Source organism: Phocaeicola dorei (assembly GCF_013009555.1).
GTDB lineage: Bacteria > Bacteroidota > Bacteroidia > Bacteroidales > Bacteroidaceae > Phocaeicola > Phocaeicola dorei.
Window position 1 is genome coordinate 3,975,205 of record NZ_CP046176.1, and the last position, 13,319, is coordinate 3,988,523.

The following is a 13,319-nucleotide window of genomic DNA, read 5'->3' on the forward strand; positions in this document are numbered from 1 at the left end:
ATTTATTGATTTACTATCTTGGTTACCGTTTCAGACAGGACAGGACTGCCATAGAAAGAAGAAAAGCCGTCTTTTTTATTGGCTTCTCCTTGTACGTGGGCTATAAAGAAACCATACACGCCATCACGTTTGTTTATCCACGGGTAAGCACCGGCCCATCCGGGAGAACTGATCTGATAAGCTTCCCCTGTAGCCTCATCAACCAATTCACGCCATTCACCCAGTCCGTAGATGCTTGTGTGATGTTGCCCTAACGCTTTCTCAACATACTCACCGGGAGCAACAACAGCATTCCGCACCTGATCTGCCTGCATAGTTTGAACTGTTTCCGGTTTCAGTATCTCCCTGTTCCCGGAACGTCCGTTATGATAAATCATTTTCAAAAAACGGATATAATCGTTCAGCGTAGTGCACAATCCGCCTCCCAACATAGGAGCATGCCCCCCGTCAGTATTAACCGGAGCAAAATGAGAATGAGTCATCCCCAAAGGAGCAGCGATCAGTTCCTGAAATAAAGGTTCAAACTCCTTTCCCATGGCTACTTCTGCCATACGTCCGGCTATCTGCATGGCCAGTCCTCCATATTCAAACCGGGTTCCCGGTGTGAAAACAGTATCCAAAGACAATATTTCTGTGACAGCCGAATCCAGATGGTTATAATTGTCCACCCGGGGAGCAGGCAGGTAAGGACGTACACCGGAAGTATGAGAGAGGAGTTGACGCAAAAGGATACCGCCTTTCGCATCGCCCCTGAATTGCGGTAACCACTTCTCTACAGGATCATCCCAGCTCAAATCTGTCCGGTCCACTACCGCGCCAATTACGGCAGCAGCCACCCACTTGCCGGCAGAAGCGACATACACTTTTGTATCTCCGGTGAAAGAGCCATACGCCTTTTCAAACAGTACAGAATCATTCTTTACTACACATATTGCTCCACCCGGATAATATCCTTTGTCCATCCAACTGCTGATTATCGAATCCAAAGGTGTAAAGTCATAAGTTGCACCCTGTTTACTTTGCCGCAAGCAAGAAGTCACCATCAAACCTACAACCAACATAAAAATAAAAACGAATCCTTTATTCATATTTCTATATCATCTGATTAGTCAAACCATATATAAATACGAACCAAAGGATTCGTTTACTCATATTACAATAAAATTTATTCTTTCTCCAGATCCCAATACACCACGTAACGCTGCCGGTGAATATTGTACAACGGTTCTATCACATCTCCTTGCGAAGTCGTAAACTTTAATTCCGTGCCGACACGCTGTACACTGCGTTCAGGATGTTCGACATCGAGTTTTAACGTGGTGCGAAGTCCCGCAGGAATATGATAATCATACGTATAATAATCATTGTATAAAGCAGGATTGGAATCGGGAGCAGGTGCCTGCATTCCATCCGTTCCCCGTTCACCGGCCAAAACAAGCGGTCCATAAATCAAAGCTCCCTTTTGAGGATTATCCGGGGTCGTTTCCACACGGAGACACATAGGATAATCAGCCGTAATACGGTCACCGTCCTTCCATAGACGAGTAATGGCGATATATGAACCGGGCTTCTGTTTCACCGCTATCTTTTTGCCATTCACAAATACTTTCACTCCCTTGCTCCATGAAGGATAACGAAGATAAACCGTAGTCTCTACAGGATTTTGGGCTCCTATGGTCAGAACAGTGGTCTCCTCTGCCGGAAAATCCGTTTCCTGCCGGAGAGTCAATCCTTTCTCGCGCCAATTAACCACCGAGGGGATAAAAAGATTCACATAAATGCCTTTGTCATTGTGATAATAAATAGCTTCTCCATACTTAGCATGGTTCTCAAAACCGCTTCCCACACAACACCAGAAAGAATTTTCCTTGGTACTGTACACTTTATGTGAACCTGAAAGCAACGGTAAAAAGTAAGTCACCATGCCTGTATGAGGATCTTGTTGTCCCAAAATATGGTTATAAAGAGCCCGTTCATAATAATCCGCAACGGCAGCATCGGCTGTCCAACAGAACAGATGACGGGAAAGTTTCAGCATATTATAAGTACAACAGGTTTCCCCGGTATAGCCTGATATATGCTTGGAGAAGTGGTCCGGATCAAAATAATGTTCCTTGTCACTACTGCATCCGGGAGCAAATGTGTGACGGTCTATCATAGTATGCCAAAAGAAACCGGACAACTTTCTGCTGTCCTCATCTTCCGTCAGTTCATAATTACGAGCTTCAGCCAACACTTTCGGGATGAACGTGTTGGTATGTTTAGTCCCTAAATCATCACGCAGCTCCTTTAACGGATCAATCACCTCATTATGATAAAAAAATCGTGCCAGCCACCGGTAACGCTCATCTCCGGTTATCGCATACAAATTATAGAAAGACTCATTAATTCCTCCGAATTCATTCCGTATCATTTTTCGGCGTGTAACCTCATCCAGCGGTTTGAGTTTATGATAGGCCCAATCGGCCATGCGGGTAACAATCTCTAAAGCTTTCTGATTGTCACTGTAAAGATACTGATCTATCAACCCAGAAAAAAGCTTATGAAGAGTGTACCACGGCGCCCATACACTGGTGCCACGGATGTTACGATTAATCAATTCTTCAGGATAAGCACTCAAATAACCATTACCCAATGCGTTTTGCACTTCAGCCAGACCACTTACCAAACTGTCTCCTTTGTGTTTGAACAGTTCACTGCCTGTCGCCGCATACATCAGGCCGTAGGCAGAAAGCAAGTGCCCTGTGGTGTGTCCACGCAATTCACAGTCCAAGGATTCCCATCCGCCTAATTTCTTTACTGTCATGTAACCACCTTCCCGACCGGCAAACACACCCGCATTAGTACGGAAACTATGTAACAGCCTGTCCACCTCTATAGAAGCCATCCACATAGAATCACGCATCATATTTTCACGAAAACGACTCGGCAGCAAACGGACATCCTTCAAATCAAAGCTCCTGACTTGCATCGGAGCTATGGTTTCTTTTTTCAATTTTCCGGAATGCTGGCCGGGATAAACTGATTGGCCAGACAAACCACCTGAAACAACTAGCGACATAACCGCTATAAATACTTTCCTCTTCATATCATTGTATTTTTTCATTTACTATCCGATTATTGGAATCTCTATTTTATAATACGAAAAAAAGGAAGAGAGCACTCAAAATACCTCTTCCTTTTTCAGCAGTCCAACCACTTTTATTCCAAGTCATTTAAAAATTCTTCCAATGCTTCATTAAATGCTTCCGGTTGCTCCATATTCATCATGCTGTCATAGTTGTAGGCTTACCGTTCACTACATTGTAAGTGAACTTGCTCCAGCAAGAGAAAGTGCGCTATTACTCTCCTGCACACCTGGTAGTTGGTTATAGCCTCGTATATATTGTTTACAGCCTGTTTCTCCGAAAGTGCTGAAAGGTTATAACCAAGCCGCCCGTCTTCTACTTTAACCAATGATCTTTCTCCCTTTATTACCACTTCTTCCAGATTATAGTCTTTCGGCTCCAGTGTGATGATACCGGCATCACGCGCCTGGTCCTTTACCTGCCTGGTCTGATAAAGCAAATGTTGTACGATGAACTGATAACTCTCCTGCTCCGGTTCAAGCATGAAAGTTCCGTCGACTGCAGATATGGCTGCACCCAAATAGGTTGAATCCGGAAGCTACATGATGATGGTCGCACCTTCTACCAGCTACCGGTTGGCATCTACTATTTTTCCTGTTGTCTGACTGAAAGCAAATGTTGAAAACCCTGTACAAATCAAGAAACCTATTATAATTCTTTTATATTCTATAAATAAACGTGTTTATTCATTGATAAATCTTTCTACATCTTTCAATACAGTTCTTAGAATATTATTGATATTTTCAATACCCAAAACCACTCCCATTTTTTTTGTATAATATTATACTGATAGTTTGCTTGGGAACCAATCGCAATATCTTTTCCTATGTCATAGGAAAATCCTGCTCCCCAAGAATAGGGGGTAGGATTTATCGGAAGTATAGGACTATGAGATTTATCCAAGGCATAGCTGCCAGATATATTGAAATGTAATTTCCTGTCCAATGGAAAAGTAAGTTTCGTATTTCGTTGTAAATATATTAAAGGATTATCCACATCTATTCGACCGTCAATTGTAAACTTGTTATGTTTGAGATATTCATTGTTTAAATTGAAAAATTTTACTGAAGTAGGTTTGTTGAAGATATGGCCCATATTTATGGATTGATATTTCGATATATCAAAATCGTAAGTCTTGACATCCAGTATAAAATCATTCCAAGAACCATAACTCTCCCTTATTGGCTCACCGATAGAGCTTTTTTCCAATTCCCTTTTAAAATCACTGTTTATGCTAATAGGGGTTTCACTATTCAATATTTTAGACAGTTTAACTGAATCTTCCTTTGTCCATATATCTTGTGCACAGAGGATGTCCGCAATAAAAGAAAGAACAATGAATACTATAATTTTTTCGAAAAAATGCATTTTAAACGGACAATAGCAGTGAATTACCTTCATGTCATAAGGTAAATCCGTTGTTCTTTTATTTTGGAATGTTCTTACTATCATACGTTTTATTTATTTGTTAAAAATACAGCTTATATCGTAGATTGGGAACAAGTGATGCACTATGTTTCTTTTCCACCTGATTTGTTAATATATTATATTGATAATATGTATTCTTAAAACCATTCAAATTTAGTAACTGAACAGAGAACTCATGTGACACTTTTTTCTTGTTTATTCTATAAATTATCGATAAATCTGAAATAAAAGAAGGAATCTGTTGAAGAGAATATGCCTTTGTCTCATCAACCTTGATAAGATGATTCTTTTCGGATTCAACATAATCAATAGGCGAGTATCGCTCTCCTCCTTGATAGGTCAATTTCACATTAACACCTAATATCTTGTTTCCTTTTTTGCCTAAAGTCCACTCTTTCCCGGCAAGAGCTTTAATAACAAAATCTCTGTCCATACGGCTGTTTCTCCAAATATTATCTCCTCCCATATACTTTGATTTGAATAAGGAGCCATTTATCATCCAATACCAACCGTTTTTCAGGTAATGTTCCAATGATATATCAATACCATAGTTTTTTCCTTTTCCTGTACTAACTAATTGCTTGTCAAGAATAAAAGCATTAAAATTAATAATGGAAAAAGAAGAGTTCTCTTCTACTGGAATATTATATAAATATTGAAAATAAGGCTCAATTCTTAAATTCAGATTGTTTGTTATCATCCAGTCATATGTCAGATTTAGTTGGTGCGTTTTACCCATACCTAACCGAGTATTGTCTATATCTTTTTGATTGGGAACATGAGTATAATAACACTCAATCCTCTCTCTTCTGCTAGAAAGTCCATATCCGAATGACAGATATTGTTTTGGATGAAAGTTCCATTTAAAACTTAGACGCGGTTCAATAGTCCATGTTTTATTTAAATCAAAATACTGAGTACCTACACCTACATTCATTTTCAGTTTATTTGTTAACTGAAAAAGGGAATTTGAATATATGTATAATACATTATTCTGTCCTTTCCCATAAGCATAGCGTTCCATTGGATAGAATAATCCGACATTGGGGCTTGTATTAAAATTCAAATTATAGAATATTCCTGTATAACTTATTCCAGTTCGATTCGTATGGAAAGCGTTGAAACGTTTATTGACAAATGTATTGATTTGAAGATTGGTTTCATGCTTTGTAGCAAATGCGACAGGTATTCTGTTTAATCCATTATCATAAATATGATTCTCAGCTTTGATTCCTGAATAAGGTTATACCTACATTGCTTCTCAGATATGTATTGTCATTCCAAGATAGAATATGTGCCATTCCGATTACACCCTTTTGGAAGTTTGCTTTCTGTTCTTGTCTTTCTATGGATGTTTCCCATTGTTTAGGATCATCTTCCGGTCTTTGAATTATTTTATCCAAGAGTCCGATACCCCAGAATGTGAAAGTTCCCATCTTTTTTGTTGGCAAATTTATCTTAAAAGCCAAATCCTGATAATTAAGCCCCTCGTCCGAACCACTAATCTTATCTGCCAAACCAGAATATGAATAACGGTAATTGAAGAGATACGAACTTCCGTTTTTCTTGCTTATTGGCCCTTCTGATGACAAATCAAGTCCCCAAATACCTAATTGAACGGAATGTGCAAAGTCTGTAGTATTGCCATTTCGCATTTTCATATCAAAAATTCCGGATAGCGAATTAGAATATTCTGCTGGATAAGCACCGTAATAGAAATCCGAATTTGCCATTGTCTGTAAACTTAATCCGGTCAATATACCTCCACCTAAACCTGACATATCCGCATAATGCGACAAATTAGGTGTTTCAATACCTTCCATTCTCCATTGGGCAAATTGTGGAGAATTTCCTCTTATCTCCATAGCATTTGAGTTTACGCTACCAGATGCAATGCCGGTAAATGAAGACGCCAACCTTGTAGGGTCATCAAAGTTACCTGCAAATCTGTTTGTTTCTTCAATACTCAAAACCCTCCCTCCAGTAAGTGACATTACATTCTGAGGATAATTTCTTGGAGTTGATGCAATGATGGTCACTTCATCAAGATTCTCTGAACTTTCCTCTAAAAACAACTCCAAATTGCTTGTTTTCGCTGACGAAACTATACTATAATCTGATAATACAGAAGTATATCCAAGCATACTTGTTTTTATAAGATAACGTCCTACTTTGAGATTAGGGAACTTAAAAATTCCACAGCTGTCAGTAGAAGTGCCATCTATTTGATTATTGTTAGCATCCAACAATATGACATTGGCATATTCTAAAGGTGTTAAAGACAACTTGTTTTTAACTGACCCTCTTATACCTCCTTCTGAATGTATATATTCCTTTTTAATTATAATCCTATCCCCTTGTTGTATAAAGGTTAATCCGTATTTTTTCAATACGTTTTTAAGAATAACCCCCAAGAGGGCATTTTTGTAATCAACACTAATCTTTTTCTCTTTTTTACATCCGATTCCTTGTAGGCAATTTTACAATCGGTCTTTTCTTTTAGCATTTCTATAAATTCGACTAAATTATAAGCCCCTTTTATCGTATAGGTTCTACCATTACATTCTTGAGAATTTATAGGATATTCAATAACAAATCCTAACAAAAACATCAAAGCAAGTACTCTTGTCTTCATCGTGATTCTGATTTTACATAAATAATTATCTGTCCTGCATTCCCCTTTTCCCATGATAAGTTGTCATCCAATAAACACAATGTTTCCATGACTTCCTGAATTGATGTAGTCGTTTCAAAATCAAAAGTATACCTTTCACTTGAATAGCCGCTTAACTTTATTGAGATCTTAAACCTCTGTTCTAAAGTATTCTTTATGTCTTCCAATGTTGCATTTTTGAATGACAAACCGACTTGTTCTCGGGTAGAGATATGTATCTGGTGTGTCAACTTATTGTAAGAAAAAAACTCACCGGGTTTTAATATACAGCTTGACGTTTTTTCTGGCGTAAGAACTTCAATTGATCCTGTGAGTAGGTACGCAATAGCACAAGTATCTTCTTGATAGTCTCTCACATTGAATTTGGTTCCTATAACTTTTGTTACCAGATTCGTGCTTTTTACAATAAAAGGTTTATCTGATATATGAGTAACCTCAAACCAAGCATCACCCTTCAGCTGGACTAATCTAATTGTATCAGTTAAATTTTCTGCGCAAATTATTTCGGAAGATGGTCCCAGACATATAGTAGAACTATCGGATAAGATTATTGTTTTATATCCCCCCTCACTTGTTCTTACAATCAGTGTTTTTGTAGTGTCATAGTTGTGCAAGAACCATACTGTAGCCATAAAAGCACACAACAGGAAGGAAGCAGCAACATATCCGTACTTTTTCCAAGAAACAGTAGATGTCTTAAAACCTAAACGGATAGAAATATTCTCCCACGAATTTTGTGAACAATAGCTTTCAGAATCCGACTTTATTTCATTCCAACACTGAAACAAGGCTTTATTCTTATCTTCTGAAAATTTGTCCTCACAAAGCCATTGTTGGATTTTTGTTTCCAGATTTTGTGGATACCTGTTTTTTAAATAACGTTTTATGATTTCATGAATGTAGTCCATAATTCTCTTTTTTTAATGTACAAGAATCAATGGATATACTCACATCTACAAGATACGTTTTTAACTTATTATAACGTATAAAGCAGAAAAATAATATAAGTCAATATAGATTGCTTGATTTCCTTCAAAGCTAAACTTAATTGATTTTCAACACTTCTTTTTGATATTCCCAGCATATTGGCAATTTCATTATTGCTTAGACCTTCTTCTCGGCTCATCCGATAAATAAGCTGCCGTTGTTTTGGCATTTCTGAAACAACCATTTCAATTAACAAATTAATTTCTCTGGCAAATATTGAATCTTCAACATTTGAGTCTGCGTATATTTTTTCCTGCACAGTTTCAATTTGTTCATGCACATGAGCCAATTCTTTCTTCAAATAGTTAATGGCTGCATTACGGGATGCAACGAAAATATAATTCTGGAGATTTTGGGATAAATTTAACCTCTTTCTGCCAAGCCATAAATCAACAAACACATCCTGTGCCAAATCATTGGCTATATCTTCTTTTTTTATCATTCCAACAATAAAAACTACAACTCTTGAATAATATTGTTCATAGAGTTGTTTAAATGCGTACTCATTATCTTGCTGGAGTTGAAGTATTATATTATCTATTGATATAGTCATATTAGCTAATTATTTTTGCAAATGTATGAAAATTGCCTGCCATTTTACGAGATTTCTGACTTAATAACAACTTAATAACAATAAATTATGTGATTTTGCAATATGATTAGCTATCATGTACAAAAATTATACTTGGAATGACCTGTTGTCTTAAATGAAAACGAACGGCTGCTTTGCTTTTGGTTACAAAACAGCCGTCCACGAATTGTATCCGAACAATGCAGGCCTCTATAGTTTCATACCCTTCGGTTCCGTCAGTCCCAGTCTTCTGACAATCAGATGGCCGTGTACAAAATCCTCATGCGGACTTTTCCGTGTCTGCATCGGTTGTACGGCATTAGGAATATTCTCCTCAGTCTTCTCCGGTATCAGCGGGACAGCTCCAGCTATAGTATCTTGCGGTCCAGTGCGGCAAGCTCGGATTTCAGTCTTTTCAGCTCGTTTTCCTTCTTCCACTCCTTGCCGGCTATCGCTTCCAGTTGAGGAATTTCCTGTCCCAGCACCTCATTTTTCTTCCGGTACTGGTCAATGATGACCGGAATCTTCTCCAGCGCGTTCAGGAAGTTCGTGGTAGCGGCGTGCGTGTCCGCCATCGCCTGATGCCCGTCGTTGTAGTTGTACCTGTAATTGCCTGCAACTACGAAACGGTTGTCGGCAAACTCCAGTTCGTCCCTGATCGTCAGTCAGCTAGCTAATCACTTCGATGGGAAGCTGTACAGTTCGCCCACCCGCCTGTACTCTGAAAATGGCAGACAGGCTTGCCGACGGATATATCCCTCCGTTGGGCGGCAAGACTCTTTACCGGGAGAACGACATCCCAAAAGTGCTGGAAAACCATTCCTTCTTCATCACATCCACTCCTTTCTTTTCCAGTGCTGCGATTTCTTCATCCCGTTTTGCCGCTTCCTCTTTTGTCATCGGCTCACTGGGTCCTTTTGATTTGCGGATATTTCCGCTGGCCAAGAAAGCGGACAACATACGGTCCGGAAAACATCCCAGCATATCCGCACCAACGAATCCCCCCAAAGACAAACCTACAATATGCGCTTTCCGTATATGCAAAGCATCCATCAAAGCAACCAGATCTTCTGCATGGGTAAATTGGAAATCTTCCGTTTGTTTGGATGAAATGCCATATCCGCACAAATCATATCGTATAGCTCGATAATGCTTTGCAAACTTAAAGAACTGTTCATTCCACATTCTACGGTCCAAAGAGTGTCCGTGAATAAAAATAAGCGGCTCTCCCGTACCTGCTTCTTCATAATACAAAGAACCTTCCGGAACCTTCACATAACCACTCTTCACCTGTACATCGCCGGTATCTTGTGAATATAATCCGGTCAAACCGGATAATACTAATAAACAAATAAATGCCAGAATCCTCATATTCCTATGATTTACATAAAAGATACTATTTGACTTCAATTCTTTCAATATATTCATTGGTTATAAAACCACTTAAATCTTTCATTTTCTTCCCATTAACCACAACGTTCTCAAAAGTCACATCCCGTACCATCCGGTCTTTGTCCAATCCTTTTATCAGTGACGGGTTCTCTCCCACCCCGTTATAAGTAATATTACGGAAAATCACTCCATCAATGCTTTGTCCGGGTTGTTTGTCATACTTCCCGTTAAAACGGACATTGATATGAAACAGCCTCCCCTCTTGAATACTTTCCACACGAATATCCTCAAACAATATATTTTTCACCCTGTTCCTGTCGCCTGCATCTATAGCCATACATCCCTGATAAGGCACATCATCTTCATCATGTTCCAAAATATCAATATTGCGGAAAACCAGATTCTCAATAATCTCTCCTGTCGGAGAATTCGGATCACCATGACCACCTACATTGATAGGATGAGCAATATCCGCCCAAAGAATGGAATTCTGTACAGTGATATTGTCCGAACCGCCCCACCAGTTCCAACGATGATTATATAAAGCAATGCAGTCATCACTATTACGCATAAACACATTGTCTATCAATACATCGTGACAGCACATCATGTCGATGCCATCGCTCCAACCTTTACAACTGAATGATTTCAGGTTCTTGATTGTCACCCCCTCAGCACCTCCGCCAAATACGGTATAATGATCAGGATTGACCACTGTTATGCCATCTATCACTATATTTTTAGAATCAGTGATTTCGATACCACGAACAGGATGGTCCAAAATGCCACGCCCAATGATCCGTACATTCTCCACTTTATCCAGCAGCAACTTCGCTTTCACAACAGCTCCCGGTGCCAGATAAACCGTCGTATTGCCTGGTATTCTTATCTGATTGTTCGGCAGATCTTTGGGACGATGCACTCCCGGCCCGAAATACATCACTCCTTTCTCTTCTTTCGAGTAAGTCTCCGTTTCCATCGGATTGGCAAAAAGATGGAGATTATGCAGGCGGTCGCCATTAAACTCCACAGACAGATACTGAGGTTTGTCCAGCGTAAACGTAATTACATTCTTATTCTGCACATACTGCACTTTCCTGGCCTGCGGACGGATATCGACCTCATGAATCATCCCATTATTTTTTTTCACCATCACTTCTACAGGACTGCCCATATCAAACTGTACCATCGAAGCATCCTGTACCCTATCCATATCTACCTGCACATTATACTCAAACAGATCTTTCCAGTCGCCCCCCGGCACACGGACACGAACCGTATAGTCATCATTATGAGGCATACCGGTCTGCAGTCCTTCGGGATAAGTCACTAATTGAGCCTGTACGGCCACACAGCATACCATAAGACAAAAGGTCAATAAATTCTTCATATTTTGCATTTTTCTTATTAGATACGTTGGGCAAACGTTTTTCACTCAAAAATAAGATGTTATCAACCGTCAACTTACAAATTAAATCAGTCTTTTCCGAATCTGTTCCGTTCCACCTCTTTTCCTTCATAAAAAAATACGACTTCATAAGATGATTTGTCATCCGCCAAGGCTGCATCCGGAGAGAAGGCCAGATACTCTACTTCATAAGGCTGCAATGTCTTTAGAGTCATCCGCCCCAAGCTATGGCCGCCACATATCACCTCCACTTCCGCCGGTTCCGATGCAGACAATCCAAAGTTTTGTATCTCCACTTTCAATTCCCCTTTTTCCTTATCAAACACAGGACGACGGGCAGAAAGCAAAGCCGGCCGGTAATTCACATAAGGCAGGCGGGCATAACCGTAAAGCATGTTCCCATTCCTGTGTTTTCCTATCATTTTGGGAGCAAACTCACCAGAGGTAATTCCACTTCCTTCGGCATTAAAAACCACAATCAAGTCTTCCCCCGAAACCTTGGTCTTCACCGGTTTGCAACCACGCCCGAAGTTCACTTCTGTAAACGAACCGAACCGCAACGACTTTACATCCACATCCGTTTGCGGATGGAACCCCTCTTCGGCGGCAATCTTCACTTCAATGGTACGGGTAGACGGAGTGATCTCCTTTTCATTCAAAACGGACAATAGCATCCCTTTATTCAAGGGAACGCTTATGTTCTTGGAACTATGTTTGTCATTAGGAAGGTCGTTCCATTTTATCGTATCAATCACGGCAAAATTCATTTGGACGGCACGCCCCTTCTCGTCCTGGAAAACCTTAGGACGCTCATATTTAAACCAACGCTCCACCGTTCCGTCTTTATGGAATGATACGCCCGGCATGTATGCTTCTCCCTGTTCCGTCACCCAATGTACTCCATCCTTGGAACGCTGGTAGAAAGCAATCCTGCCCAACCAGTCATTTACGATCAAGTGATATTGCAAATCATCCCTCCATACCACCGGATCTTCAAACCGGCCCTCCACGTCCGGGTAAACCCGTTTGTCCGTCAACTGCTTATAGGGTGAAAGTCCGTCTTTGCTGATCCAGACACCTCCACCGCGGCATACCATCAGATAAGAGCCATCCTGACGACGGGCAAAAGTCAGATTGGAGAGGCCTTCTATGATTTTACGGTCACGCGGGTCAAAACTGAACTTTCCATACGTCCAAACCTTGTCATCCACCCTGTCCGCTATATAATAACCATCAATAACATAGACCACGATACGGCCGTCCGACAGACGGAACGCTTCCGGATTATGTCCTTTTCCAATGGAATTCCGTATTTTAAAAGGTCCCGTGAGCCGGTCACTTACCGCATGAAAAACGGTAGAGTTTGACCAGAACATGTGACCTTTCGGAGAGTTCTCGGGCCAGCCACACACAAACAGATGATATTTGCCTTCCGTATCCTGCAATATATTTCCTCCCCAGAAAGAAACTCCGGGAAGCTCAATGCCATTATCCACATAACGGTTCAGCACACTGTCAGTTCCCCATATCCCCTTGGCCTGGATACCGTCGGGCATCGGAAGGAAACGGTCCATAAAACGTGCACCCTTTACCAGATGTTGCCATTCGGCAGGACGTTCACGCTCGGTTATCTGTGCATGTACAGGAGCAAACAAAAAACTCGCAGCCATTAAAAAGAAGAGCTTTTTCATCGTATCATTATTTTACACGTTAACAAATCGTTTATTTATA

General features: G+C 40.2%; 11 protein-coding genes and 2 pseudogenes. All 13 read right to left on the minus strand.

Annotation, left to right across the window (positions count from 1 at the left end):
- Positions 1-2 precede the first annotated feature (2 nt).
- Positions 3-1,088: a serine hydrolase domain-containing protein gene (locus GKD17_RS16740; protein ID WP_007831668.1), complete on the minus strand. Its 1,086-nt coding sequence runs from the start codon at positions 1,086-1,088 to the stop codon at positions 3-5.
- Positions 1,089-1,165: 77 nt separating this feature from the next.
- Positions 1,166-3,106 carry a glycoside hydrolase family 127 protein gene (locus GKD17_RS16745; protein WP_007831666.1) on the minus strand — a complete coding sequence of 647 codons (1,941 nt, stop codon included), beginning with the start codon at positions 3,104-3,106 and terminating at the stop codon, positions 1,166-1,168.
- A gap of 182 nt (positions 3,107-3,288) precedes the next feature.
- Positions 3,289-3,612, minus strand: a complete 324-nt coding sequence (locus GKD17_RS23405) for a hypothetical protein (protein ID WP_257229896.1) — start codon at positions 3,610-3,612, stop codon at positions 3,289-3,291.
- 239 nt (positions 3,613-3,851) lie between these two features.
- Positions 3,852-4,580: a DUF4858 domain-containing protein gene (locus tag GKD17_RS16755; protein ID WP_007831663.1), complete on the minus strand. Its 729-nt coding sequence runs from the start codon at positions 4,578-4,580 to the stop codon at positions 3,852-3,854.
- Between the two features lie 16 nt (positions 4,581-4,596).
- Complete coding sequence (locus GKD17_RS23410) at positions 4,597-5,493, minus strand: TonB-dependent receptor (RefSeq protein ID WP_235778210.1); 897 nt, start codon at positions 5,491-5,493, stop codon at positions 4,597-4,599.
- 283 nt (positions 5,494-5,776) lie between these two features.
- Positions 5,777-6,946 carry a TonB-dependent receptor gene (locus tag GKD17_RS23415; protein WP_257229897.1) on the minus strand — a complete coding sequence of 390 codons (1,170 nt, stop codon included), beginning with the start codon at positions 6,944-6,946 and terminating at the stop codon, positions 5,777-5,779.
- A complete protein-coding gene (locus GKD17_RS16770; protein ID WP_170272836.1) occupies positions 6,943-7,191 on the minus strand; it encodes a hypothetical protein in 249 nt (82 codons plus the stop codon). Before GKD17_RS16770 ends, GKD17_RS23415 begins: the two co-directional genes overlap by 4 nt.
- A complete protein-coding gene (locus GKD17_RS16775; protein ID WP_007831657.1) occupies positions 7,188-8,138 on the minus strand; it encodes a FecR family protein in 951 nt (316 codons plus the stop codon). The genes GKD17_RS16770 and GKD17_RS16775 overlap by 4 nt, the downstream gene beginning before the upstream one ends.
- Before the next feature lie 68 nt (positions 8,139-8,206).
- A complete protein-coding gene (locus GKD17_RS16780) occupies positions 8,207-8,770 on the minus strand; it encodes an RNA polymerase sigma-70 factor (protein WP_007831655.1) in 564 nt (187 codons plus the stop codon).
- A gap of 228 nt (positions 8,771-8,998) precedes the next feature.
- Positions 8,999-9,447: pseudogene (locus GKD17_RS23420) on the minus strand (hypothetical protein); the annotation flags it as partial.
- Between the two features lie 154 nt (positions 9,448-9,601).
- Positions 9,602-10,057: pseudogene (locus tag GKD17_RS16790) on the minus strand (alpha/beta fold hydrolase); the annotation flags it as partial.
- 127 nt (positions 10,058-10,184) lie between these two features.
- Positions 10,185-11,579 carry a glycosyl hydrolase family 28 protein gene (locus tag GKD17_RS16795; protein ID WP_007831650.1) on the minus strand — a complete coding sequence of 465 codons (1,395 nt, stop codon included), beginning with the start codon at positions 11,577-11,579 and terminating at the stop codon, positions 10,185-10,187.
- A gap of 77 nt (positions 11,580-11,656) precedes the next feature.
- Positions 11,657-13,279, minus strand: a complete 1,623-nt coding sequence (locus GKD17_RS16800) for a glycoside hydrolase family protein (protein WP_007831649.1) — start codon at positions 13,277-13,279, stop codon at positions 11,657-11,659.
- Positions 13,280-13,319 lie beyond the last annotated feature (40 nt).